The organism is Pseudoalteromonas 'SMAR' (assembly GCF_048515945.1).
Taxonomy (GTDB): domain Bacteria; phylum Pseudomonadota; class Gammaproteobacteria; order Enterobacterales; family Alteromonadaceae; genus Pseudoalteromonas.
On the sequence record NZ_JBLWMW010000012.1, the window covers coordinates 11106 to 37531 of the forward strand.

At 45.4% G+C, this 26426-nt stretch carries 23 protein-coding genes and 1 tRNA gene; 8 read left to right on the top strand and 16 right to left on the bottom strand.

Translation table 11 applies throughout. The annotated features are described in order from the left end of the window. Positions 1-21 precede the first annotated feature (21 nt). From ACNKW2_RS07195 to purE, 3 genes are all read right to left on the bottom strand, one after another. Positions 22-2496, bottom strand: a complete 2475-nt coding sequence (locus tag ACNKW2_RS07195) for a S9 family peptidase (RefSeq protein ID WP_419147946.1) — start codon at positions 2494-2496, stop codon at positions 22-24. 300 nt (positions 2497-2796) lie between these two features. Continuing rightward, on the bottom strand, positions 2797-3945 hold the full coding sequence (locus tag ACNKW2_RS07200; RefSeq protein ID WP_419147947.1) for a 5-(carboxyamino)imidazole ribonucleotide synthase: 1149 nt from the start codon (positions 3943-3945) through the stop codon (positions 2797-2799). 1 nt (position 3946) lies between these two features. Then, a complete protein-coding gene (gene purE, locus ACNKW2_RS07205; RefSeq protein WP_419147948.1) occupies positions 3947-4429 on the bottom strand; it encodes a 5-(carboxyamino)imidazole ribonucleotide mutase in 483 nt (160 codons plus the stop codon). A gap of 546 nt (positions 4430-4975) precedes the next feature. On the opposite strand from purE, the gene ACNKW2_RS07210 reads away from it, so the two are divergent. Then, positions 4976-5497 (top strand): TetR/AcrR family transcriptional regulator, encoded by a 522-nt coding sequence (locus tag ACNKW2_RS07210; protein ID WP_419147949.1) that lies wholly within the window; start codon positions 4976-4978, stop codon positions 5495-5497. Positions 5498-5646: 149 nt separating this feature from the next. Further along, the gene (htpX, locus tag ACNKW2_RS07215; protein ID WP_419147950.1) at positions 5647-6507 is read left to right on the top strand and encodes a protease HtpX; all 861 of its coding nucleotides are present in this window, start codon (positions 5647-5649) and stop codon (positions 6505-6507) included. A 19-nt stretch (positions 6508-6526) separates the two neighbouring features. Here the strand turns inward: htpX and ACNKW2_RS07220 are convergent, their stop codons facing one another. After that, positions 6527-7048 carry a GNAT family N-acetyltransferase gene (locus ACNKW2_RS07220; RefSeq protein ID WP_419147951.1) on the bottom strand — a complete coding sequence of 174 codons (522 nt, stop codon included), beginning with the start codon at positions 7046-7048 and terminating at the stop codon, positions 6527-6529. Between the two features lie 135 nt (positions 7049-7183). Between ACNKW2_RS07220 and ACNKW2_RS07225 the strand changes: the two genes are divergently transcribed. Further along, positions 7184-7381, top strand: a complete 198-nt coding sequence (locus tag ACNKW2_RS07225; RefSeq protein ID WP_419147952.1) for a hypothetical protein — start codon at positions 7184-7186, stop codon at positions 7379-7381. A gap of 36 nt (positions 7382-7417) precedes the next feature. On the opposite strand, the gene bioD is transcribed toward ACNKW2_RS07225, so the two are convergent. From bioD to bioB, 4 genes are read right to left on the bottom strand one after another with little or no spacing between them, the layout of a single operon-like run. Then, positions 7418-8113 carry a dethiobiotin synthase gene (gene bioD, locus ACNKW2_RS07230; protein ID WP_419147953.1) on the bottom strand — a complete coding sequence of 232 codons (696 nt, stop codon included), beginning with the start codon at positions 8111-8113 and terminating at the stop codon, positions 7418-7420. Then, positions 8110-8868, bottom strand: a complete 759-nt coding sequence (locus tag ACNKW2_RS07235) for a methyltransferase domain-containing protein (protein ID WP_419147954.1) — start codon at positions 8866-8868, stop codon at positions 8110-8112. Before ACNKW2_RS07235 ends, bioD begins: the two co-directional genes overlap by 4 nt. A gap of 2 nt (positions 8869-8870) precedes the next feature. Beyond that, entirely contained in the window at positions 8871-10016 is a 1146-nt protein-coding gene (locus ACNKW2_RS07240; RefSeq protein WP_419147955.1) for an aminotransferase class I/II-fold pyridoxal phosphate-dependent enzyme, read from the bottom strand. Continuing rightward, the gene (gene bioB / locus ACNKW2_RS07245; protein ID WP_419147956.1) at positions 10017-11060 is read right to left on the bottom strand and encodes a biotin synthase BioB; all 1044 of its coding nucleotides are present in this window, start codon (positions 11058-11060) and stop codon (positions 10017-10019) included. 154 nt (positions 11061-11214) lie between these two features. Between bioB and bioA the strand changes: the two genes are divergently transcribed. After that, positions 11215-12504, top strand: coding sequence for an adenosylmethionine--8-amino-7-oxononanoate transaminase (gene bioA, locus ACNKW2_RS07250; protein ID WP_419147957.1), 1290 nt, complete (start codon positions 11215-11217; stop codon positions 12502-12504). A 194-nt stretch (positions 12505-12698) separates the two neighbouring features. Then, positions 12699-14036, top strand: coding sequence for a KamA family radical SAM protein (locus ACNKW2_RS07255; protein ID WP_419147958.1), 1338 nt, complete (start codon positions 12699-12701; stop codon positions 14034-14036). Positions 14037-14150: 114 nt separating this feature from the next. Here ACNKW2_RS07255 and ACNKW2_RS07260 read toward each other — a convergent pair whose 3' ends face one another. Further along, positions 14151-14585, bottom strand: a complete 435-nt coding sequence (locus ACNKW2_RS07260) for an AAA family ATPase (RefSeq protein WP_336566358.1) — start codon at positions 14583-14585, stop codon at positions 14151-14153. Between the two features lie 237 nt (positions 14586-14822). On the opposite strand from ACNKW2_RS07260, the gene asnS reads away from it, so the two are divergent. Next, complete coding sequence (gene asnS, locus ACNKW2_RS07265; protein WP_419147959.1) at positions 14823-16220, top strand: asparagine--tRNA ligase; 1398 nt, start codon at positions 14823-14825, stop codon at positions 16218-16220. A 186-nt stretch (positions 16221-16406) separates the two neighbouring features. On the opposite strand, the gene ACNKW2_RS07270 is transcribed toward asnS, so the two are convergent. The 3 genes from ACNKW2_RS07270 to ACNKW2_RS07280 all read right to left on the bottom strand — a co-directional run bounded on the left by ACNKW2_RS07270 (position 16407) and on the right by ACNKW2_RS07280 (position 17688). Further along, on the bottom strand, positions 16407-17021 hold the full coding sequence (locus tag ACNKW2_RS07270) for a BamJ family beta-barrel-assembly machinery protein (protein ID WP_336566362.1): 615 nt from the start codon (positions 17019-17021) through the stop codon (positions 16407-16409). A 143-nt stretch (positions 17022-17164) separates the two neighbouring features. Further along, positions 17165-17545, bottom strand: a complete 381-nt coding sequence (locus tag ACNKW2_RS07275) for a hypothetical protein (protein WP_419147960.1) — start codon at positions 17543-17545, stop codon at positions 17165-17167. Positions 17546-17597: 52 nt separating this feature from the next. Continuing rightward, positions 17598-17688, bottom strand: a tRNA-Ser gene (locus ACNKW2_RS07280). 156 nt (positions 17689-17844) lie between these two features. Here ACNKW2_RS07280 and ACNKW2_RS07285 point away from each other — a divergent pair. Beyond that, the gene (locus tag ACNKW2_RS07285) at positions 17845-17994 is read left to right on the top strand and encodes a hypothetical protein (protein WP_419147961.1); all 150 of its coding nucleotides are present in this window, start codon (positions 17845-17847) and stop codon (positions 17992-17994) included. Between the two features lie 396 nt (positions 17995-18390). Here ACNKW2_RS07285 and ACNKW2_RS07290 read toward each other — a convergent pair whose 3' ends face one another. The 4 genes from ACNKW2_RS07290 to trhO form a co-directional block, all read right to left on the bottom strand. After that, positions 18391-21483: an efflux RND transporter permease subunit gene (locus ACNKW2_RS07290; RefSeq protein WP_419147962.1), complete on the bottom strand. Its 3093-nt coding sequence runs from the start codon at positions 21481-21483 to the stop codon at positions 18391-18393. Positions 21484-21485: 2 nt separating this feature from the next. Next, on the bottom strand, positions 21486-22502 hold the full coding sequence (locus ACNKW2_RS07295; protein ID WP_419147963.1) for an efflux RND transporter periplasmic adaptor subunit: 1017 nt from the start codon (positions 22500-22502) through the stop codon (positions 21486-21488). Positions 22503-22707: 205 nt separating this feature from the next. After that, the gene (locus tag ACNKW2_RS07300) at positions 22708-23718 is read right to left on the bottom strand and encodes an L-threonylcarbamoyladenylate synthase (RefSeq protein WP_419147964.1); all 1011 of its coding nucleotides are present in this window, start codon (positions 23716-23718) and stop codon (positions 22708-22710) included. Positions 23719-23902: 184 nt separating this feature from the next. Then, positions 23903-24886 carry an oxygen-dependent tRNA uridine(34) hydroxylase TrhO gene (gene trhO, locus ACNKW2_RS07305; RefSeq protein ID WP_419147965.1) on the bottom strand — a complete coding sequence of 328 codons (984 nt, stop codon included), beginning with the start codon at positions 24884-24886 and terminating at the stop codon, positions 23903-23905. A 208-nt stretch (positions 24887-25094) separates the two neighbouring features. Between trhO and ACNKW2_RS07310 the strand changes: the two genes are divergently transcribed. Beyond that, a complete protein-coding gene (locus ACNKW2_RS07310; RefSeq protein ID WP_419147966.1) occupies positions 25095-26426 on the top strand; it encodes a DEAD/DEAH box helicase in 1332 nt (443 codons plus the stop codon).

The window sequence follows — 26426 nt, forward strand, 5'->3', positions numbered from 1 at the left end:
CCTTAACACTTCCTAATCATATTACAAATTTTCTTCGAATAACTTGTATATACGACGATATTCGTCGAGCCAGCTTGACGGCTGTCTAAAGCCGTGTGGTTCAACTGGGTATATCGCTGTTTCAAAGTCTTCTTTTTCCAATTCAATTAAGCGCTGCACTAAACGCACTACATCTTGAAAGAAAACGTTATCATCAATCATAGGCGCATTAATTAATAGCGCATTTTTCAAGCCTTCAGCATGATAAATAGGCGAGCTTCTACGATACGCGATTGGATCCACGTCTGGGCGGTTTAAGATATTTGAAGTATAAGGGTCATTATAATAGGCCCAATCCGTAACCGGGCGTAACGCCGCCCCAGCTTGAAATAGATCTGGTTGAGTAAATAGCGCCATAAAGGTCATAAAGCCACCATATGAGCCGCCATAAGTGCCCACCGCACCACGGTCAACATTGGCATTTTCAACCATCCAATCTACGCCATCTGCCAAGTCTTCAATTTCTGGTTTACCCATATGACGATAAATGGCTGTACGCCAATCGCGGCCATATCCTTTAGAGCCACGGTAGTCCATGTCCATTACCACATAACCTTTACTGGCCAGTAAGCTATGGAACATAAACTCTCTAAAGTAGCCTGACCAACCCATATGCGAGTTTTGTAGATAACCTGCACCATGGTTGAAGATCACGGCTTTGCGTTTACCCGTTTCGCCTTCTTTATAATCTGCTGGGTAATACACTTTCGCGTACACTGGTTGCTCTTGATGACTGGATGGTACGGCAATAATTTTTGGCGCAATGAGTTTTTTGTTTAAGAAGGCTTGCGATACAGTATTGGTCAAGCGCTTCGCAGTGGTATTGGCTTTGGCCTCTGCTACATATAACTCCTCTGGCATCATGATCTTAGAATGAGTAAGCAGCAGTTTGCTCTCATCTGGGCTTAGCTCATAATCAGTCATGCCATCTAAATCGGTGATCTGTTCACTGTTACCGGTGTTAAGATTAACGCGATAGATTTCATATAAGCCAGGGTGTTCTTTATTGGCCTTGTAGTAAACGTACTGATTATCAGCAGTGAGTGTCGGTTCAGAGACCACGTACTGACCTGAAGTCATGGCCTTGGCTTCACCTTTTAACGGTTTAACATACAAATGGCTATAACCGCTTTGTTCAGAGAGGTAATACAAGGTATCTTCACCATTTAACCAACCGAAGTCGTTATAGGTATAGTTGATCCAAGCTTCATCATGAAGGCGGTGCTGAGAAACAAATTGCTGTTTATCGAAATCAACAGTGGCAATCCATCTGTCTTTGTTATCCCACGCCCCTAACATCACTGCCACTTGGCTGCCGTCGCTATTCCATTGAATGGCCGACTGGCTCCAGCCCCAAGTATCGATAAGGTTAATGGCACGTGGCGCTTTCTCACTTTGGTAAGTTTCACCGCGAGCTTCTGCGTTCTCACGCTTCACCTCTGCCAGTACGTCTTCATCAAAGCCAGGTAGGGTGTCATAGCTTAAAGCCACTTGCTGTGATTTTGCAATGTCGATAAAGATGACTTCAGACGCCATCGGCTTGGCATCTGCCACGCGCTGTCTTGCTTTAACCGCTTCAATATTGCCGTCTTGGCTTACGTAGTTAGGCATGATATCAGTGTCTGCGCGGCGAGGCTTATCGTCGGTGATCACGGCAATTAGTTTATCACCACTGGGGGCAAGGCTCATTGAAATGAGGGTTTTGCCTTTGCCAAGGTAAAACTGGTTGTCTTGAATGCTGTGATTATTCGCTTTTAGCGCATCATTGCGCTGCTCTTTGTCTAAGCTGTTTTTATGCGTTAATGCTACGTACTCAATAAGTTGGTGCTGCTCTTCAGCAATAAACCCAGAGGGCTCAGCGGTGCCCTTAGGCTCATCTGCCAGGTGTAATTTCACTAACTCCTTCGTCAAGCCAGTCTCTAAGTCCACCGCATACATGGCATTTCCTGAGCGATATGCTAAGCGATTATTAGTTAAAAATTGTGGTGCGTATTCATAATTAGAAGAGTGAGTGATTTGAGTCAGCGCGTTGGTTTTGGTGTTCTTTAGAAAAATATTACCCTTAAACTGATACGCTTGCAGATCGCCTTGATACACGGCATTACTACTGCCTGTGGTATGCAACTCAGCCAGCTCAACCGCAGCAGGCTCAGCGTCAGCTGTGACAGAGAAGAGGTCTCTTAATTCTGTTCCAGCTTGCTTTCTTTTATAAAAAATGGTGTTGCTATCGGCGCCCCAATAAGCGCCCTCTGGTTGGCGCCCTAACCAATCTGGATGCGCCATTGCTTGCTCAAGGGTAATTTGCTCACCGCCAAAATCAACTGGAGTGGCGACCACTGAAGGAACAGGATTGGATTTTACTGCTTGGTTGGATCCAACTTTATCAGCCGTTGCTTGGCAACCGCTTAAAAACAGGGTCGAAGCAACCGCTGCTGAGATGAGAGAGAGTTTTAACATAACAAAGTGCTTTCTTATAGTAGTTAAATTTGTTCAATTTAAGCAGAAATGCACAGCAATATCGACCGCTTTAAGATTAAAAGCCGCTGCGGCAAGATAAAAAAAGGCCAGCAAGGGATGCTGGCCAAATACTCTCTGCGCTCACATAGTCGTTGATGGACAACGAGTATGAAGTGAGGCCTATCCAAGCCTCATAATAATAGACCGCAGTAAAATGGGTGAGTTCAAAAAAAAATTGCAATTTTAGCAAATTCTCTGAACTCAAAATGTATCTTATTGCTGAACAACAAGATAGCGCTATTAATTTAGTAATAGCTGCCTTGCAGTGGCCATTACACCGGGATAATCTTGCTCTGGTAGCACCTCAGCTAACTCAGCTAAGACTTCCCCAAGCTGGTGCAGTGACGCAGCAGAAGCATTGATGTGACCCATCTTGCGACCTGGCTTTTGACTCTTTCCATACCAATGACTGGTGACCCCAGGCACTTTTAGTACAGAGGTGGGAATACTACTTTGACCAAGCACATTTATCATTGCTGTTGGTCGTAATAAGCTCGTATCGCCAATAGGCAAGCCTGCAACCGCACGCATGTGATTTTCAAATTGGCTGACATGGGCACCTTGTTGTGTCCAGTGACCAGAATTATGAACACGAGGGGCAATTTCGTTAACCAGAAGCTGGCCTTCAACATCAAAAAACTCAATCGCCAATACACCAACGTAATCTAATTCAATGGCTAGTTTTTCGAATGCTTGCTCTGCTTGTGCTTGATTAGCCGCTTTTTCTTTACCAGCAACCGACAAGGTTAATACGCCATTGGTGTGTTGGTTTTCGGTCAGTGGATAAATGTTACATTCACCGCTTTTACTACGTACACCGATGATTGATACTTCGCGGTCAAACGGGATCATTTTTTCAGCCACGATAGTATGTGGTGCCTGAGCACTGCCAGCTTGTAAAAAAGCCGACATTTCTTGCCAAATGGCATCAACTTCTTGCTCTGACTTGACTCGCCACTGCCCTTTGCCGTCGTATCCAGCTTGGCAGGTTTTCACCACCATAGGCATGCCTAAAGCCGTAATGGCATCAATAAAGTGCTGCTTTTCGGTGATGATTTTAAACGGAGCACATGGCACTCCAGCTTTTTCTAACAAAGCCTTTTCTTTTTCTCTGTCACCACCAGTGGCAATGGCTTGCTCACCAGGGTAAAACTTACCACTTTGCTGGCATTGAGAAAGCACATCGCTTGGAATATGCTCAAACTCAGCCGTGATAGCATCGGCTTTGGCAATGGCTTGGCTTAATGAGTCAGGATAGCTTTCAAAAGTGACGGGGTTAATCACCGTTTTACTACCAACATCGTAAGCCAAAACGTGAATATCTAGGTGAGTGGCAGACAAGCTCATCATTCTAGCAAGCTGGCCTGCGCCTAAAATGAGGATGTTCATATTATTCCGCAGGGTTTGGGTTAGCGAGTACAGTGTCGGTTTGTGCTTTTCTAAATGCTTCTACTTTGGCGAACAACTCAGGCTGCTGACAACCTAGAATTTGTGCAGCAAGGAGGCCGGCATTCGCAGCGCCAGCATCGCCGATTGCTAAGGTACCTACGGCCACCCCTTTAGGCATTTGGCAGATTGACAGTAATGAATCTACGCCATTAAGAGCTTTTGATTTAACCGGTACACCCAGTACTGGTAAGCTGGTAAAAGCAGCCGCCATACCAGGTAAGTGCGCAGCGCCGCCAGCACCGGCAATAATGACTTTGATACCGCGCTCTGCTGCCGTTGATGCATAATCAGCTAATAACTGTGGAGTGCGGTGTGCAGAGACCACTTTGGTTTCATACTCAACGCCAAATTTATCCAGCATTTCGGCTGCATGTTGCATGGTAGGCCAATCCGATTTTGAGCCCATAATGATGCCAACGGTCATAATAATTCCTCGACTAATTTTGAACGATACTTACCAACTAACGATAAACTGCGGCTTATTCCCCTGCGTTTACTTGCAAAAGTATACGGTCTGGCCCACTGCTGCTTAGAAAGCAGCGAGCTGAAAATGCAGTGATTACCGTTAAAGATACCGTCGCTATTATACCTAAGTTCATCATTAATGCGAAGAATCTACTTAGCGCTTATGACGGTTTAGCTTGAATAGACTTTTTTGCTTGCATTTTACTGGCGTGTGAACGCTTGTAGTAATAAATAAACTGCTTGGGACCCAGGATAATTGCAAGTAAGCCTAACCCCCCAGGAACCAAAACACACTTTAAAACTGGCCCCAAAATAAAACTATAAAAAGTGATAAAAGGAATAAATAGTAAGTACCCAATTAGCTGTGGCAAGATGTTCATGGTATTATCCTTATAAAATTGAACGTGCTCATTTATTTTAGTGAGCACGCTCAATTAACGCAAGTAATTCTCCTGCCTTTACCATTTTGTGGTATAGTATAAGACTTGATATTAGAGATAAGCTTATGAAAAAAAGAGAAATAACTAGAAATAAAATTCTCCAATCTGGCTGGAGTTTATTTCAGCAAAAAGGCTATGCCGACACCACTAGTCGTGAAATTGCACACCATGCTGGCGTTGCATCGGGCACCGTTTTCTCCCACTTTCCAAGTAAGCTTGATATTTTAAAAGTGGCAATGCTACAGCAGTTGGACACAATCATTGCACGTGCTAAGCAAAGCGATCAGCAACACAGCGCAAGATTAAAACTGCGTCATTACGCAAGCCACTTATACCAGTTTTATTTAAGTCATCGCGAATTTAGCAAAGAGCTACTGGGCAACTTAATTTGGCAAGCGCCTTTTTTTCAGCAGCAACTCGAGCTATTTAAATCTTTATTGTTTAGCGAACAAGCTTATCAGCCAGAAAAGGCCGCGCTAATGATGGATAGTTACTTTATGACTCTGTTAGAAGGACTCAACGATCCTAACAGCTCTGTTGATTCTATGCTTGCTACCCTATCGCAGAAGTTAAAATTGATTGCTTAGTTGCAAATGTATGATGTGTTCTTTATGTAATATTCATACAAAATAACTTGTGCTTTTATGTTGCAGCACATATAAAGCATCTTAAGACGGAGTAATAAGCAAGTGCTTGGGAAAATTGCTTCTGTTCTTTTATGTTTAACGAGGTCAACATGAAACGCGTCATTCTTTTCCTACTCACTAACTTAGCAGTTATGCTGGTGCTGGGTGTGGTGTTATCTATTCTAATGTCAGTATTCGGTATATCTAGCCGAAGCTATTCTGGCATCATGATCATCGCCGCAGTATTTGGTTTTGGCGGTGCCTTTATTTCATTATTTATGTCGAAATGGATCGCCAAAAAATCCACTGGTGCTTTTGTCATCGAACAACCACGAAACGAGACTGAGCACTGGCTAGTGTCAACGGTTGCTGCACAATCTCAACAAGTCGGTATTGCTATGCCTGAAGTAGCCATTTACGACAGCCCAGAGATCAACGCCTTTGCTACCGGGCCAAGTAAAAACAACAGTCTTGTTGCGGTCAGTTCAGGGCTATTAAACAACATGGACCGCGACCAAGCTGAAGCGGTTCTCGCTCATGAGGTTTCTCATGTTGCCAATGGCGATATGGTCACCCTGACCTTGATCCAAGGCGTGGTCAATACTTTTGTTATTTTCTTTGCCAAAGTGTTGGCAGGCATTGTCGATAACTTTTTAAATAGCGATGAAGAAGAGTCAGGCGGCAGTTGGACTTACTTTATTTTCGATATGATTTTCCAAATCCTATTTGGTATTTTGGCCTCTATCGTGGTGGCTTATTTTAGTCGCAGAAGAGAGTTTGCCGCCGACCGAGGCGCCGCAGATTTAGTTGGTGCACACAAGATGCGCTCAGCGTTAGAACGCTTAAAGTACAACCATGAATCACAACTCGAAGGCTCGATGATGGCCTTTGGTATTGCTTCAGGCAAATCAATCGCTGACTTTTTCGCGTCACACCCGCCACTGGATGAACGCATCAAAGCTCTTTCTTAATGCCTTAACACGACAGCTCCTATAAATGAGCTGTCGTTTTCTCTGTAATGACTACGTTGTTTATCTCTTTGCGGTATACGTGTTGCTGTGTTAATTCGCTAAAGCCCAGTCTGGTGATGAGTGTTTTTGAACGCAGGTTGTTTGGGTGCACTCGAGCAAATACGGTGTTGTGCTGAAATGGTAACTTACTACGCTGCGCAAAAAGAGCGCTAATGGCTTCGTACATAATTCCTTTGCCCCAGTAGTTTGGCGCTAGCTCATAGCCAATATTGATACCCGCTTCACTATCATGCTCTTGATAGAAACCCACGCTCCCTAACAAACTAAGACGGTGTTTGCTGAATATACCGAAACGACCACCGCAGTTATTCAGTCGCCTTTCTATGTCTAATTGGATCATGCACTTTAAATCAGTGGCAGACAAATTATCACCATAGTCATTAAACTGCTTAACCGCGACATGATTTAATAAAGGCAATAATGCCGAGTTATCTCGGTGTGTAATGGGTCGCAGCAACAGCCGCGCGGTTGTAAGGGCCATAATCAAATGGGTTTGAAATTTTTTTAGATAATAGCACCAATTCGACCAAGTTATTATTCAGATTTATGATCTTTATGATTTATCGTATACTGCCCCTCACACTTACCTTTGGCCATAGTAGTTAGGAACGAATAAATGAGTGATGATTTTGTTGTTATCCCACCAACGACCAAAGTGTACTGCCCGGAGCGTGGAGAGGGTTGGACATTAACGGGGATCACCGGAATTGAAGAGAATACTTCAGTGATGTTTTCAGGGGTTCGCTACACCATAAGCGCCAAGCAAATTGTTGAAGAGCTGTTGCCGAACTACCAAAATAGGCAAGCAGATTAATAGCCAAAAGCGGCCATTTTAGCCGCTTTTATTTGTTTAGCTATTGCTCGACGGCAGTGCCAGTAAATCCAGCAAAGCTTGGTGTATTTTTAGCTTGGGTGTGCCTTCACTGTATGGCGCCGATGCCAACAATGGACAAGGTAAACGCTCGGTTAAACTAGCGACGTTCTCTTCGAACACCGCCATGTTCGGATCAACTTGATTAGCAACCCAGCCAACCACCTTTAATCCTTGCTGTTTTATCGCAGCAGCGGTGAGTAAGGCGTGGTTCAAACAGCCTAACTTCATGCCCACCACTAGGATAACGGGGAGGTTTTGCTCTCGTACCCAATCGTATAAATAGTCTTTATCATTAATAGGCAATGCCCAACCACCCGCTCCTTCGGTAAAAATATAGTCTGCCCCTAACCCTTGAATTTCCTCGTAGCCTTGATTAAGCCTAGCTAAAGTAATATTGATTCCGGCTTGCTGCGCAGCAATATGCGGCGCAATAGCAGGAGCAAAACAATAGGGGTTTATTTGCTCATACTTGCCATGAACCGTTGCCGCTTCCATAAGGCTAATAGCATCCACATTCACCAGCTGACCGAATGCTTCTTCGGCATCCGCTGCTATGGGTTTAAAGCCAATGGCACGACACTGATGTTTGGCTAACAGTTTTAACAGTAATGTGGTGATATAGGTTTTCCCAACTTCCGTGTCTGTGCCGGTGACAAAATAGCTCTGTTTCATTTGCTTAACTCCAAAAAGCCAACTTCATAGCTGACATCAAAGCCACTGTTTGAGCGTGGATAACTGGCCAATAACTTAGTGTATCCAGCCTTGCCTAATAAACCCTGGCGCTTATTATTGCCACGAACATCATTACCACCGATGTTTTTCACTGAGCGCACCGCAGCCAAAGCCGAAGGATAACTATCTATTAAGGTGGTTTGCCGCTGCCAATTTATGCTAAAGCCGGCCTGCAAGGCATAGGTTTTTAACTCATCAAAGGACATAAAATGGTTAACGTGATGACAACTATCGACCCCCTGCCAAGCGGTAGCGATTTCATTTAATGAGCCATCAAGTACAGTGCTAAGTAGTACTTTACCTTTTGCCCTAAGCGCTTGATGCATTTGCAGCAATAAGGACTCAGTGCAAGCGGACCATTGAATCGCAAAATTACTAAAAATGAGATCTACGCTTGCGTCTTGCAATGGTAGCTTATCCATATCGCAACAAACACTGGTTTGACCGCCCTGCTGTAACATCAGTAAGCTGAGATCAAAACCTACGTATTGGCTACAGTAAGGAGCCAAAGCAGGGTGATTTTGATGTGGCCCGCAACCTAAGTCCACTAAACGTGGGTAAGCACGTGCAACCGCTCTACTGTGATGCAACCGTGCTAATAGTGCTTCTGCGGCACGCTTTTGTACTCTTGCGCAATTGCTATAGTCGCTTGCCGCTTTTGAGAAGCAACGCGCCGTGTGGTTGGGTTGTAACATACTTAAACAACCTCCTGGAGTGTTGCAACGAGATCCCTTATGTCGTCGCGGTGGTGCGCTGCAGTAAGGGTTATTCTTAACCGCGCCGTGTTTTGCGGTACGGTTGGCGGCCGGATCGCGCCGACCCAAAAGCCCCGCGCTTGCAATGCATGTTGCGCCGTAATGACATTATCACTGCTGCCCAATATAACAGGTTGAATTGCGGTATCACTTGGTAGCAGCGCTAACCCTGCACTGATCGCTAGTGACTTAAATAAGGCAATGTTTTCGCTGAGGCGTTGGCGTTGCTCTTGTGCCTGAGTAAGGCGCTCTAACTGGGCTAAGGCAATGGCGCTCAGTACTGGCGACAGTGCTGTGGTATAGATAAATTCGCGATTAAATTGCACCATATAATCAATCACAGCTTCACTGGCAAGCACTGCGGCACCCTGACAGCCAATGGCCTTACCAAAAGTAATAATTAATATTTCTGGTTTATGCGTTAAAGTGCTGGTTGAACCCAAGCCATCATCGCCTACAACGCCAAATCCGTGGGCATCATCGACCATCAGCCAAGCCTGATGCTGCTGGGCAATTGCAGCAATTTCTGTAAGCGGTGCAGCATCGCCATCCATTGAGAACACCCCTTCTGTGACAATTAACTTATCACGGGCGTTTGAGCGCTCCAATCGTGCTCGCAAATGGTTGCTATCATTGTGATTAAAACGCTCCAGTTTGGCATTGGCCGCTAAACTGCCGTCAATTAAACTGGCATGATTGAGTTTATCTTGAAACACGGCCGCATTATTGCCTTTGCTTAGTGGCGAAAACAAGGTTTTTATCACACTGCAATTGGCGCTGAAGCCACTGCCAAACAACAAGGCCTTTTGGTAACCCAGCAATTCACATAAACGAGACTCAAGTTGTTGATGAATATCCAGATAACCTGTGACTAAAGCCGAGCTCCGACTGCCACTGTGTAACTCCGGTAGCTCAGCTACATCAAAGTGATGAGCGAGCCCCAAGTAGTCATTGCTAGCAAAATTAATATAGCGTTTACCAGCAACCGTAAGGGTTCGTGCAGAAGCAAACTCCACGGCCTGACGTTGCCGAAGCAGTCCTTCAGACTGTTGCTTAGCTAGAGCCTCTGTGATGAATTCAAAGGCCATTTACTGCGCTTCGTAAAATAACTCAGACGTTGCTTTATCAGCAATGGCGCAGCTGATCGACGCCTCATAGGCTTCGTCAGAGTAGTCATGACGGGTTTCTGGGTTCATGCCCAATTTCTTAATTAAATTCATGTCGGCATCGGCTTCTGGGTTTTCTGTGGTAAGTAGCTTATCACCATAAAAAATCGAGTTAGCCCCAGCAAAGAAACACATTGACTGCATTTGCTCGTTCATCGCTGTACGGCCTGCCGATAAACGCACGTAACTGTGAGGCATCATGATCCGTACCACCGCAATGGTGCGAATAAATTCAAAATGATCTAAATCGTCAACGTCCTCAAGTGGTGTGCCTTTTACTTTTACCAACATATTAATCGGCACACTTTCTGGCTGTTTAGGCAAGTTTGCTAATTGAATAAGTAAGCCATAGCGGTCTGAGGCCTGCTCACCCATACCAACGATGCCACCCGAGCACACTTTCATACCGGCATCGCGGACGTGATCTAGGGTATCAAGTCGGTCTTGATAAGTACGGGTAGTGATGATTTGCTGATAATACTCCGGCGAGGTATCTAAATTATGATTGTAGTAGTCCAGGCCGGCTTCGCGCAGCTCATGCGCCTTGTCATTGTCTAGTTTACCTAAGGTCATACAGGTTTCTAGGCCTAGCTCTTTCACCTCTTTCACCATTTTCGCAATGTAAGGCATATCGCGGTCTTTCGGATCAGACCAAGCCGCTCCCATACAAAAACGCGTGGCCCCTTTTTCTTTCGCAAGCTTAGCCTGCTGCACCACTTTTTCGACTTCCATTAAGCGCTCACGCTCAAGGTCGGTTTTATAGTGCCCTGACTGTGGACAGTACTTGCAATCTTCTGGGCAGGCGCCGGTTTTTATTGATAGCAATGTTGAAATTTGTACTTCGTTAGGATTAAAGTGCTTCCGATGGATGCTCGCGGCGTGAAACAGTAAATCGTTAAACGGCATGGTAAACAAAGCTTTTACTTCGTCGTGGGTCCAATTGTGTCTAAGCGCGCCTAATTCCATAATTTTTCTCTTTCTAATAATGTCGTGCTGTAACCGCGCAAACGCCGATGGCTCAAGGCGGTACAAATTTCGACCAAACAATCTGACGGTGATTGGCTTAGTCTACTTCTTGCCTTAGTATTGTCAACGTTGCACACACCACCTAGGTTTACATATGAACAATAAACAACCAATAGATTTGGATTTTGACCGTCAGCACATCTGGCACCCGTACACATCGATGATTGACCCACTGCCCGTTTACCCCGTTAGCAGAACTCAAGGTAACCGCATTGAACTGGCTACAGGAGAGTCTTTAATTGATGGTATGGCTTCTTGGTGGAGTGCTGTGCATGGTTACGGCCATGAGAAACTGGTTGCTGCAGTGAAAGCGCAAGCGGATAGCATGAGCCACGTCATGTTTGGTGGCTTAACCCACCGCCCTGCGGTTGAACTTTGTCGCTTATTAGTGGCTATGACACCAGAGAAATTAGACAAGGTGTTTCTTGCCGATGGTGGCTCAGTCAGTGTTGAGGTAGCAATAAAAATGGCTATCCAATACTGGCTTAGTCAAGGAAAACGCAATAAAAACAAAATAATGACAGCAAAAAAAGGCTATCATGGCGACACCTTTGCTGCCATGAGTGTGTGCGATCCGGTTAACTCCATGCACAGTATGTATCAAGGCTTTTTACCTGAGCAGGTTTTTGTCGCCGCCCCGCAAAGCAACTTTTATGGCAGCCAATGCCAGGATGAAATAGCAGCGTTAGAGCTGGCCTTTGCTCAGCATCACCAAGACGTGGCGGCATTTATTATCGAGCCCATAGTGCAAAACGCCGGCGGCATGAACTTTTATCACCCCGATTACCTAGTGGCATTGCGCCGACTTTGTGATCAATACGATGTGTTACTCATTGCCGATGAAATTGCCACAGGCTTTGCTCGCACAGGTAAAATGTTTGCCTGTGAACATGCTGGGATTGCGCCAGACATTATGTGTCTTGGCAAAGCGTTAACTGGGGGCATGATGACCTTAGCAGCCACCCTCACCACCTCCGAGGTGGCCATAGGCATTAGTCAAGGCGAAGCCAAAGTGTTGATGCATGGTCCTACTTTTATGGCCAACCCCTTAGCTTGTGCAGCGGCCATTGCTAGCGTGGAAATGATCCGCCAACCTTCAACACTGGAAAACATAGCCCGAATTGAAACCGCATTAGCGGCGCTTGAACGCTGTCGCTCACTGGACGTGGTAGTTGATGTGCGTATTTTAGGTGCTATTGGGGTGGTGGAGTTAAAACAGGCTGTGGATGTTGCCAAGATCCAAGCTTACTTTGTCTCTAAAGGCGTTTGGATCCGTCCATTTGGTAAGCTTGTTTACATTATGCCGCCTTACATCACCAGTGATAGTGATATTGAAACACTCGCGGATGCCATTTATGGCGCCCTCTCTGAGCAGCAGTTCTGATCATAGCATGAGATTATTTTGCCACCACGCTGATTTAATAACCATGGGTGGCAAAAATTCCCTCTAACTAATGAATATTTTCGAATAAATTTGTCTTTTTTGCTACTTTTCGGCGCTTCGACCTGAATTGTCATATTCTACATGTTAGTATGGCGGCTTTTATTATTTGCAAGTGAGAAAGAGACAAAATAGATATGCAGCAAACCGTCCAATTGCAGCCCGCTGAAGCTTATCAGCCACCTCGTTTCACAGTCTATCAGCATCGTCAAATCGATAAGATTGAACAGCTTGATAAATTGCCTGAACACCTACGTTTTCAAATGAAGGTGGTCGCTAACGTTTTTCCATTTCGTGTAAATAATTTTGTTATTGAAGAGTTGATTGATTGGGATAGAGTACCCAACGATCCTGTGTTTCAACTTACTTTCCCACAGCGCGGAATGCTAGATGATGAGTCTTATGAGCAAATGGCTGACTTACTTAGCCGTGATCATACACCTGAAGAAGTATTCAATTTAGCCACAGAGATCCGTCAAAAGTTAAATCCACACCCTGCTGGGCAAATGGAAAAGAACGTTCCTGAATACGACGGTGAACGGGTTGACGGTATCCAGCATAAATACAAAGAAACGGTGTTATTCTTTCCATCACAGGGTCAGTATTGTCACTCGTATTGTACTTTCTGCTTCCGTTGGGCACAGTTTGTTGGTAAAGCAACTCGCTTTAATAACAACGACGCTGAACTGCTGCACAACTACCTAGCAGAGCACAAAGAAGTCACTGATTTACTGATGACCGGTGGCGACCCTATGGTGATGCGCACCGTAAAACTTAAGAACTACCTCGAAGCATTAAAAGAGCCGCGCTTTGACCATATTCGTACCATCCGTATCGGCACTAAATCGTTAACCTTCTGGCCATTTCGATATGTTACCGACCCCGATGCCCAAGAGTTATTGAAGCTACTAAAAGATCTTGTCGACGCTGGTAAGCACGTCTCTATTATGGCACACATTAACCACAAGCAAGAGCTGCGTACTGACGTCACACGTGAAGCCATTAAGCTCATCCGTAAGACTGGCGCACAGATCCGCACCCAAGCTCCGCTACTGAACAACATTAATGTTGATTCTGATATGTGGGCAGAAATGTGGAAAGAGCAAACTCAACTTGGCATGATCCCTTACTACATGTTTATTGAACGTGATACGGGTGCTAAGCGTTATTTTGAAATACCACTGCATAAAACCTGGGAAATTTTCCGCGAAGCCTATAAACAAGTCTCTGGCGTAAGCCGCACCGTGCGTGGGCCATCGATGAGCGCAGGGCCAGGTAAAGTCGAAGTCTCTGGCGTCAGCGAGATTGCCGGTGAGAAGGTGTTTGTACTACGCTTTATTCAAGCCAGAAACCCAGATTGGGTGCAGCGTCCTTTCTTTGCTAAGTATGATGAAAACGCCCACTGGCTCGATGATTTAAAACCCGCTTTTGGTGAAGAAAAGTTCTTCTGGCAGGATGAATACGAAGCCATGTAATGGCAACCACGGCGTAAAGTTCGCAATAATAAAGGGGGCTCTGGATATCAGATCCCCCTTTTTGTATCAGCAGCTCTGCGCGGTTATGCCCTATTTCGTCTTACTATCACCTATTTACCACTCAAATAAGTGCGCCATTTTAGAAATGGTTTTTAACCCCACTCGGTGGCTATTTCTTTTCGCATACAGGTGCTGTAGCGACTTGTCTTTAATCTCGCCTACAATCACCTCTTTTACTTGATACCCCATGGCCGCGGCCGCAGCCGAATACGCCACAAACTCCCATTTTTTAATATTGGTATTATCGACAATCACCAAAGGGATCCCTTCTGCTAAAGCGTTAATAAAGCGAGCCAGGTTGAGGTTGTGGTATTCTGGTAAGCGGGTTTTATCAAAACGATATTCACCATTATGGCTGGTAAAAAAATCATCGGTGGAGCAAATAAAATACTGAGTTTCGTCCCCAGCCACTAAGTCATCGGCTAAGGTTTGGGCGTAGTGCGACTTCCCTGAGCCGGGTAAGCCTCGCAAAATAAAAACTTGTTTCATTGAATTTTGGTCACCACTCTCTATGTAAACTGTGCAAATTTTATAAACTGACAAAGATAATGCCACAGATTAGAAAATTAATCATGGCCTTAGCGGTCATTGCGGTCAGAAATAGCATGAGTTTTTTCCATTTCAGTGTTTTTTTATTGGCGCATCGCAGGTAATATACGGTTTACATGACAATAAGACACACAGTCTTTTATTTTAAGATAATAAATAAATTCATTTGGAGTAAAGATGAGCCACACAGCGATAACGGAGCTACTAGCAGGCACCGTTGCGGTTGATAGCCAGGTTACAATCAAAGGCTGGATCCGTACACGACGTGATTCTAAAGCAGGCATTTCATTTCTAGCCGTCCATGACGGTTCTTGTTTTGACCCAATTCAAGCCGTAGTCCCTAATTCGCTGAATAATTATGACGAAGTGACTCGTCTAACTGCTGGGTGTTCAGTGGCCGTGACTGGCGTTTTGGTGCCATCACAAGGTAAAGGTCAGTCATTTGAAATTCAAGCCAATAGCGTGGAAGTGCTTGGCTGGGTAGAAAACCCAGACTCTTACCCTATGGCGGCGAAACGTCACAGCATTGAATACCTTCGCGAGCACGCGCATTTGCGCCCTCGTACCAACGTCATAGGTGCCGTTACTCGCGTTCGTAACTGTCTTTCACAAGCAATCCACCGCTTCTTCCATGAAAATGGTTACCAGTGGATCAGCACCCCAATCATTACAGCCAGTGACTGCGAAGGCGCAGGTGAAATGTTCCGGGTTTCAACCTTAGACATGAACAATCTGCCACGCACTGACAAAGGTGATATCGATTACAGAGAAGACTTTTTTGGTAAAGAAGCCTTCTTAACCGTATCAGGTCAGCTCAATGGCGAAACTTACGCCAGCGCACTATCAAAAATTTACACCTTTGGCCCTACTTTCCGTGCTGAAAACTCGAACACCTCTCGCCACCTTGCCGAGTTTTGGATGGTTGAGCCGGAAGTGGCATTTGCTGATTTAGATGATATTGCCGCCCTTGCTGAGAACATGCTGAAGTATGTGTTCAAAGCGGTCCTTGACGAGCGTCGCGACGACATGGAGTTTTTTGCACAACGCATTGAAAAAGACGCCATCAACCGCTTAGAGGCTTTCATCGAAAAAGATTTCGCACAAGTGGACTACACCGACGCCATTACCATTTTAGAAAACTGCGGCAAAAAGTTCGAGTTCCCTGTTGCATGGGGCGTGGACTTACAGTCTGAGCACGAGCGTTATTTAGCCGAAGAGCACTTTAATGCACCTGTGGTTATTAAGAACTACCCTCGCGACATTAAAGCATTTTATATGCGCCAGAATGAAGATGGTAAAACCGTTGCAGCAATGGACGTAGTAGCACCTGGTATTGGTGAAATCATTGGTGGCTCACAACGTGAAGAACGCCTTGATGTGCTTGATACGCGTTTAGAAGAAATGGGCTTAAACAAAGAAGATTACAGCTGGTATCGTGATCTACGTCGCTATGGCACAGTACCACACTCTGGTTTTGGCTTGGGCTTTGAACGCTTAGTTGCCTATGTAACCGGCATGGGTAACGTACGTGACGTGATCGCGTTCCCACGTACTAAAGGCAGTGCCACCTACTAAACTGGCAACATACGACTTTTTAAAGCTCCCAATTGGGGGCTTTTTTTATGGCTGATACCACTTAATTAAGCGAATTGGTATTAAGGGGCTATGGCAAATGTCGGGGGAATAAGTCAGGGATAGAGGTAAGATCTGAAATAATATGGCGTAGGATGAGTCGCTAAGGACTCATCCTAAGATAGACGATTAAAGTACGTCTAATAGCTCAACATCAAATACCAGTGTTGAGAAAGGTGCGATTGCTGCACCAGCGCCGCGCTCACCGTAAGCCAGTTCATGCGGTACATATAAACGCCATTTTGAACCTGCAGTCATCATCTGCAATGCTTCAGTCCAGCCTTTGATCACGCCATTTACTGGGAATTCTGCTGGCTGGCCGCGCTCATAAGAGCTGTCGAACGTAGTGCCATTGATAAGAGTACCGTGATAATGAACACGTACTTTTGAATCTTCAGCTGGTTTATCACCATCACCTGTTTCAACAACTTCGTATTGCAAACCAGACTCAGTAACAGTTACTTCTGCACGCTTAGCATTTTCTTCTAGGAACGCTAAACCTTCAGCAGCCAATACTTTTGCTTCTTCTTCGCGACGAGCTTGAATTTCAGCGTTAATTTTTTCAAATGCTGCTTGGATCTCAGGGATTTCAACGCGGAAGCTTTCGCCAGCGTAAGCATCTTTCATGCCTTCGAATACTGAGTTTAGGTTAAGGCCTTCAAAAGGGTTGGCTTTTAGCTGTTCACCCATTTGTAAACCAATACCGTAACTTGCTTTCTCTGCGTCTGTGTTGAATTGAGACATACTCTTTCCATATTTTTGCTTAAAGATGAAGTTGCGATTATATCACAAGCAGTGGCTGCAAGATACCGTGGTTGCTGGTTTATCGAGCAGCGAAGTAATACAGGAAAGAACTTAAATGATAATTTGCTTGGCAAAGGTAAAAATTACTTAACGCTCTGCTCAGCATAGTCTTTTATCTTATCCATGACATAAGTAGCAAAAGGAAGTAATAACACCAGGCCTAAGTTCATTTCATCACTGTAATGACTCAGTGAACCAATAAAATAGTGACCAAAGCCAACGATTGCCATTAAGGCAATCACCACACTGGCTAAATACGGCCACCGGGTTTCATATTTGGTGATTAAATGCCCGACCAAGCAGTTAAATAAAAAGGCATGTAATAACAAGGTGACTAAGCTGGGCTCCGCTTGAGCGTCAATAGAAAGTGTTAATGCCATGGTTAGGCCACTTAAGTAGAAATAACTAAAACCAATCCACAATGAACTGTGCTTGATGACTCTGATATTATTAACTACTGACATACACGCTCCAAACGAAAAAAACCGCCAATTAGAGGCGGTTTTGGGAATGAGGTGGCGGAGAGATAGGGATTTGAACCCTAGATACGCTATTAACGTATGCCGGTTTTCAAGACCGGTGCTTTCAACCACTCAGCCATCTCTCCGTTGTTGGCGCGCATTTTATGCAGAGAACGAAAAAAAGTAAAGCACTATTTTAAAAAACTGTACTTAGTTGCATGAAATTTGCGCCAATTTAGGTATTCTAGTAATACTGTTTTGGCCTTTTGGCTAAAAATGCGAACACACACGAGGCCACGACCATGGCGATAACGATTATCCCAGAGTCAATTACACCGACTACCGTATTTTTGGCAGGCAAGGCTTTTTCCACAATAACCGGTATTGACGACACCAATACCACTGTGCTCAATACTTTGAACGCACGCGAAAAATCAAACCGCTTAGTGTAACTCATCCATGTTGTTAGCAAACCTACAATTGCAATAGGTGCAATTAAACCCATCCAGGTTTGGCTTGTGTAATTGGAAAGCGCTATGGTTGCCGCGCAACCAATTAGGCTCCATATAATCCAAGCTGTCCAATTTTCCCGCTCTTTTAAAAATAAATTACCCATGGCACTTCTTCTTTCAATTAGCTGGTTTATTCTTATTGTTATAGAAAACAGGATTTACTGCTTAAGAGTAGCAAATTTACTGGCTATAAAACAACCACATCGGCTCTGACAGTTTTGATAATAAAAAGTTCAGTTCAATTTATCATTTAAGCCGTTAGCGCCACATTAATGGCTGCATAAAAAAAGCGCAGCCAAAGCCGCGCTTATTGTTAACAGTGTACAGGTCTCAGTTCTAACTGTCTGCTTTATCTAGCTCATTGACCAACATTTTGGTTTCATCGGCTCTAGGCTTGGTAAATCGTGCTAATCCCAAATAAACCACAGGTGTGAGGTAAAGGGTAAATAACACCGCCAAACCAAGTCCGCCAAACACCACCCAACCAATGGCATTACGCGACTCAGCGCCAGCGCCAACCGATAAAATCAATGGCAGCGCCCCGAGTAAGGTAGAAACTAGGGTCATCATAATAGGTCTTAAACGAATGATTGCCGCTTGCTCCACCGCTTCACGGACAGTGCGACCTTTATCCCTGAGCTGATCAGCAAACTCCACCAGCAAGATGGCATTTTTTGCAATAAGACCAATTAACATCACCAAGCCTATCTGGGAATAGATATTCAACGATGTGCCAGTAAGGTATAGCGCTAAAATAGCCGAGGTAATGCCAAACGGCACCGTGATCATCACCACCACGGCGCTATTAACGCTCTCAAATTGTGCGGCCAAAACCAATAGCACAATAACGAACGCCAAAACATAGGTTAACATCACTTCGTTTGCGGTTTCTTCAAACGTTAATGCCTCGCCTTTGAATGCCAATGTCACGCTATCAGGTAACTCCTGATCAGCCAGTTGCCGTAGTTTATTGACTACCTCAGCCATTGGCATGTCTTCAGGTTGTTTCATATCAATTTCAATACTGCGTCGCTGTGCATGCCGCTCCAGCTCAGCTGCCACACCTTCCTCAACAATCACTGCCAAGCTGCTTAGTGGCACTAGATTACCATCACGGCCACCAACGTATAAATTGGCTAAATCACTGGGATCTTTAATAGTATGATTTTGCGACTGCAACATAATTGGGATCGATTGATCGCCGACATTAAGGTCTGCAATATCATCGCCATTGATAGCCGCTCTAAGCGTGGTGGAAATATCACTTAAACTCACGCCAAGCTCTTCAGCTCTGCGCCTATCGATATTCACTCGTAACTGTGGTTGCGAAGGCTGATAGGAAATTTGCACGGGCGCCACTTCAGGCATTTGCTGTTCAACCGCTGCAGCAAAACTTTGCGCCGCTTTGAATATTTCTAAGTAGTCATTACCTAAAAGCGCAATTTCAATGCCGCCTCCTTGGCCACGTAAATTTAAGCTGTTGGCGCCAAAAGCCCGTGCCGGTGCCCCTGGAATATTGCCAAGTGGCCCTCGGATTTTGTCGATGATTTCTTGCTGTGAGAAATGCCGCTCATCCCAATGCTTCAAAGGCACAGTAATAAAGACAATATTTGGGTCCCATTGCCCCACTACCGTATAAATCGACTCTATTTCACCGCTTTCTACAAAGGGTAATAGTATGTCTTCCATTTGCTTCGCTTGGCGGTCCATAAAGTTTAAGCCAACGCCATCTGGGCCGCGGGCAAAAATTCTGATTTTGCCGCGATCTTCTGTTGGCAGTAACTCATTGTCTAATTGGCTATAGAGCGCACCGGACGCGCCGGCAATCATAATGAATACGCCAAGGGTAAGCCAAGCATGACTTAACACCCAGTGGATACTGCGCTGATAAACACCCGCCAATGAATTGCCAAGACTCGAAAATAGGTGTTTTTTGCCGTCTTGCTTTAACTTCAGCTTTGACGTTAACGCCGGCACCAAAGATAAGGCTACGAAAGAGGATATGATCACAGCCCCCGCCAACACACCACCAAACTCACGGAATAACTTACCCGCGGTTGAGGGTAAAAAGGCAATGGGAATAAACACCGCAGCCAACACCGCAGTGGTAGCCACAACCGCAAAAAATACCTCTCGAGTCCCTAGAACTGCCGCGGCTCGACGGCCAATCCCCTCGCCACGACGGCGTTGGATGTTTTCGCTCACCACAATGGCATCATCGACGATTAACCCAGTGGCCAACACCAGCGCCAATAGCGTAAGTATGTTAACCGAAAAGCCTAAGCCCCAAATTAACGCCAATGAACCAACCAAGGCAACAGGGATAGCAAAGGCAGGAATTAATGTAGCGCGCCATGAGCCTATAAACACCCAGAGAGTGAAAATAACCAATAAAATAGTGATAAGTAATGAGTTCAGAACTTCGTCTACTGAGCTGCGGATAAACTGGGCATCGTCTGCGGTGACAAAGAGCTCTAGATCGGGAAACCGCACCTTGCTCTTTTCTACCAAGGCCAATACTTCATCAGATATCTCTATGGTATTGGACTGTGCTTGGCGAATAATCTCAAGGCCAATCACCGGCTCACCATCTAAACGCACCATAGAACGTGGGTCTGCCGGTCCAAAGTACACAGAAGCGACATCGGCGATACGAGTATCCCCGCGAATAATGATGTTACCCACCTGCTCTGCGGTAATCGATGTCGCATCGGCACGAACAATCACTTGTTGGTCGTCGGATTTTAAACTGCCCGCAGGCACATCAAAGGGCGCTTGGCGCAACACTTGTGCGATATCTGGGACTGTGAGGTTGTAGCTGGTGAGTTTTAATGGATCAATCCTTACCCGTAGCACTCGTTCACGGTCACCATTGAGCCTGACATCTGCTACCCCTGGAATGGTTAAAAATTGCGGGGCCAAATCTTTTTCGACCCGCTCTGTTAACCCTTCAAGGGTCAATGAACTGCTACTCACCGTCAGAGATACCACGGCTTCAGCATCGTTGTCTGCTTTAATGATTGATACCCGCTCAACCTCCTCAGGTAAATCACGTTGCACTCGTGATACCGATTCCCTGGTTTCGTTAGCGGCATCGTCTAAGTTGACTCCTGGACGAAACTCCACCACGATCCGAGCACTGTTTTCTTCACTTTGCGCTCGGATGGTTTTCACCCCACTGACTCGAGCTACAGCGCCCTCGAGCTTACTGGTCACTTCGGTATCAACCGTTTCTGGCGAGCCACCTGGAAATGAAGCCGATACCGTCAAGCGCGGCCTATCGACATCGGGCAGCTCTCTGACTTCTACGCCAGCTAAAGCAGCAATACCAGCAATAATGATAAGCAGATTTAATACTACTATTAGAACCGGGCGACGGATCGCCATTGATGGAAGATCTTGTATTTGTGAAATATCCGGCTTGGTCATGACTAATCCTTCGCTATCGCGTTATTGATTGCCAACTCTTGACCTGCTCTCAGTCGCTGAACGCCCTCAACAACCAACATTTCTTGGGCGGCCAGATCCCCTTCAACCAATAATCGACCGGCTAAACGTTGTTGTATTTTAACATCGATGCGCTTCGCTTTACCGTCCACTTCTTTCCAGACATAAGGACCAGTGGCTCCCCAGAGTAACGCCGCTTCTGGTATAACGGCGTATTCCTCACCTTGTAATGTCAGTGCCACGCGAAAACTCATCCCAGGTAGGTAGGCTTGGTTTTGGTTATTAAACACCGCTTTAACTCGTAACGTGCGATCGCTGGGGTTTATCCGAGAGTCGACCTGAGCTATCTCGGCGGCAATTTTGGTTTGACCGTCATTCCATGGTGTCAGCATCACCTGCTGGGTTTGCTCTAACATCGAGTATGCCGACTCGGGGGCTGCAAACTGAACATACAGTTGGTTAAAGTTGTCGATGGTGGCAATGGCTGTTTGGGTGGTTATTCTATCTCCCACTTCAACATCCGTTAGGCCCATTACTCCATCAAAAGGGGCGACCACATGGCGGTCTTGTAATTCATTTTCAGCTTGGGTAACTGCCACTTGAGCTAAATCCCGCTGAGTGATGGCTTGGTCTAATTCATTGACTGGCACTGCGCCGCGTTTTTGACTGTCAGTGAGCCGGTCAACCGTCCGCTGGGCATCTTTTAACAGGATTTTAGCTTCCTGTAATGCCGCCTTTTGCCGCCGCGAGTCTAATTCCACTAGCAACTGGCCTGCTTTAACTTGGTCGCCGGGTTTAAAGTGCACCGCAGTCACCCGATCCCCTATGGCTGGATATAGGGTTACCGATTGTAGTGCTTCGGAGTTTCCCACCACCTCAATGCGTTGGCTACTGCGCTCAAACTGCAATGGCTCAGCAATAACCTGAGCGGGTCTGGCATACAGTGTTGTGCTAACAAAAAGCAACACCGTAAGCAATAACGTAGATTTGAAAGTCGACATACTTACCTTGTATTTGTGAATTGTTTTTGCTGTATTAAGTGTATCAGTATAGTGGTCAATACGAGATTAATTATTCGATAGCTCACAGTTAAGTTGCGATAAATTACAGGATCAGGGATAAAAGGCTTGTTAAGCAGATAAGCATATGTAAAGTAAGGTAAAGTTATGTAAAGAACGCGCGCCTTATAAGCACGCGTTTTGGTTATTATTGCGCCGCGGCACGCATTAATCGGTCATTAACATCGCGCCACTCAGGCGTTTTCGGTGGTGCTTCTAATAGGATTTCAACGGCATTAGATTGATCTAACTGGTGCAAACCATAATACAAACCTTGAGCATAAGCAGGCTTATGTTGCGCTAATTTCAAATCAATCAAATGACCAGGCGGTTGTGTCGCGGCAATGGTGTTTGCCACAGCTTGGCTGTAAAACAGTATGCCTGTGTTTGTCGCTACCCCAGCGCGCAATGTGTCAATTAACTGTGGGCTGTCAACAAGCGTGAGCTTTTTGTTGGGTTGATAGTGCGCTTTTACGTTACCAGGCACAGCAACACTATGCACTGCAGGCTCTGCAACTTCCACAGCCAATACGGATTCGAGCTGCTGCTTGGTTATTGGTCCAGCACGCAATATTCGCGGAGCCTCACCGCTAATATCAAGGATAGTCGACTCTAAACCCACTTCACAGGGGCCGCCATCAAGCACCGCGGCAATTTTCGAGTCTAACCCAAACAACACTTGCTCAGCAGTAGTTGGGCTTATTTTTTTATATGGATTGGCTGAAGGCGCTGCTAAGCCTGTTTTTACTTGTGCCAACAAAGCTTGCATTGCTGGGTGGTTCGGCACCCGAATACCCACGGTATCATGACCACCAGTCACAATACTGCTGACGTGCGCTGCTTTTTTAGCCACTATGGTGAGCGGCCCAGGCCAAAAAGCCGTAGCTAAGGCATTAAAATAGCCAGGTAAGCTTTCCGTCCACTTGGTTACCTCAGCTGCGTTTTCAACGTGCACAATCAGAGGATGATCGGCAGGACGTCCCTTGGCGGCAAAAATTTTCTTCACCGCTTCAGGTTGTCGCGCATCCGCAGCCAGACCATACACTGTCTCTGTGGCAACCGCCACTAACTCTCCTTGAGTCAATAACTCTGCGGCGGTCTTGATAGACTGAGCCTGTTGCGCGATTAAATGTTGAGTTGTGAAGTGAACCTGCTGCACCTTTTACTACGCCTCGATTGCAATTTTGGGGCGAATTATAACCAACACTGCTACGACCATGCCAGTAATAATTGTGTTTTTAGTTTTCAATGCCTCACTGTCATTATTACAACGGCAACCACAGCCAATCTGGTTTACAGAGATAATAAAAAAGGGCCCCGAAGGCCCTTATTAACGCTATTGATTAGCTGGATTTTCGCTGCGCTTCTTTTTGCGCCAATTTTTCTTCTTTACGTTTGCGTATGGCTTCTTGCGCTTCGTGGCCTATGTGACCTTCGCCGCGTTGTTTTGCCAATTCAATTTGTTTTTGCCGTTCAGCAAAACGTGCCTTTTGCTCAGCGGTTAAGTCTTTATAGCAGTGGTGACAAGACACCCCTTCCATGTATTCATCACTTTGCTTTTCGTCTTCCGTAATCGGCATACGGCAAGCATGACATTGGTCGTATGAGCCTTTGTTTAGATCGTGATCAACCGCAACGCGGTTATCAAACACAAAGCATTCCCCTTCCCACATGGTTTCTTCTTTTGGCACTTCTTCAAGGTATTTCAATATTCCACCTTCAAGATGATACACCTCTTCAAAGCCCTGCTCTTTCATGTAAGCCGTTGACTTTTCGCAGCGAATACCTCCGGTACAAAACATCGCCACTTTTTTGTGTTGCTCTGGATTGAGATTCTCTTTTGCCCACTTTGGGAATTCGCGGAAAGTTTTCGTTTTCGGATCGATGGCGTTTTTAAACGTACCAATCTCAATTTCATAATCATTACGAGTATCAACCAGAACAACATCAGGGTCGGAGATCAGGTCGTTCCATTCTTGTGGCTTGACATAGGTACCCACCACTTCTTTAGGGTCGATGCCCTGCACACCCATAGTAACGATTTCTTTTTTCAGTTTTACCTTGGTGCGATAGAAAGGACAGGTTTCATCGAAGGATTCTTTGGTGACTATGTTTTCTAAGCCGGGCTGTTTGTCGAGCCACGCAAGCAGTGCATCGATACCTTCACGCTTAGCCGCAACCGTACCATTAATGCCTTCTTCGGCAAGTAATAGCGTGCCGCGTACTTCGTTGACTTCCATCACATTTAAAAGAGGCTGTCTGATCTCTTGGTAATTTGGTAAAGAGACAAACTTGTACATAGCACAAACAACGTATTGTTCTGACATTGATATTTCCTAGTTTTAAGCTTTGTTTCGCTTACATATCAAACACCACGACATGTAAAACTTGAAAACCGAGTCGCAAACCCGGCGCTGAGGCGCGTATTTTACGGATTTTTACTTGAAATGCAAAAAACACAAATGCTATATCCGAGAGGGTCTATGCTTTGGTATAATTGCGTGTTATTAAAATTCAAGACTTGGAGAAATTGACTTGAGATTCACTGAACTTGGGATTGACTCGCGCCTAGAACAACAGCTAGCCCACCAAGGGATCACGGAACCGACCGAGATCCAAGCGCACGCCATCCCAACGGCATTAGCAGGACATGACGTTTTCGCACAGTCGAAAACCGGTTCCGGGAAAACCTTGGCGTTTTTATTACCGGCGGTGCAACGAGTAATGAAAAACAAAGCGCTAAGTAAACGTGATCCCCGGGTTGTGATTGTTGCCCCGACTCGTGAATTGGCTACTCAAGTATTTTCTGAATGCCGCGCTTTATGTGCCGGTAGCAATATTCAAGTATGTAAGGTTCTGGGCGGGGAAAACTACAATGACCAAGTCAAGGCATTACGCAAAGACCCGCACTTTGTCATTGGTACGCCAGGGCGAATTGCCGATCACATAGAGAACCGCTCGTTATACCTCAGTGGTCTAGAGTTGTTAATCTTTGATGAAGCCGACAGAATGTTTGACTTAGGGTTTGAACAGCAGCTCGACGTGATTAATGACTCAGCCGATCACCGTCAACGACAAACCTTACTCTTTTCGGCGACGTTAGATCATAAACAAGTCGACGCCTCTTCTAGGCAATTATTGCGTTCACCAAAGCGTATTATGCTAAGTAATGCCCACCAGCAACACGAGGACATCAAACAGGCAGTCTATTTTGCCGATCACTTAGATCATAAAGAAGCCCTGCTTAAACACTTTATAAGCCAAGACGATCTCGGCCAAGGGATTATTTTTACCGCAACACGTAACGACACAGAGCGTTTAAGTAAGCTATTAAATGACATGGGTATTAAGGCCATTGCTTTGTCTGGTGAGATGCCACAAAACAAACGTCTAGATATTATGGATAGTTTTAGTCGTGGTATCTATAAAGTGTTGGTCACCACAGATGTGGCCTCACGTGGTCTGGATCTGTTGTCGGTTACGCACGTGATTAACTTTGACTTACCTAAACAAGCCGAAGAGTATGTCCATAGAATTGGCCGTACTGGTCGTGCTGGCTTCAAAGGCTCTGCAATCTCTTTAGTGGGACCAAAAGACTGGGACAGTTATGTAGCCATCAAAAATTATCTTGATGAGCCATTGCCATTTAAAGAAATACCAGAGCTAGTAGGCAAATTTAAAGGCTTTAAGCAAAAGCCACAGCAAAGTAAAAAACGCCCAGTAAAAGAGGCAGATCAACCTAAGCGTAAGCCCAAGGCGAAAAAGCCTAACAAGCCGGTAGTGAAAAAGCCCATTGCACCACCTATCGATATTGATGGTTCAATGCCACTACGCCGTAAACCCAAACCACAAAGCGATGAGGAATAA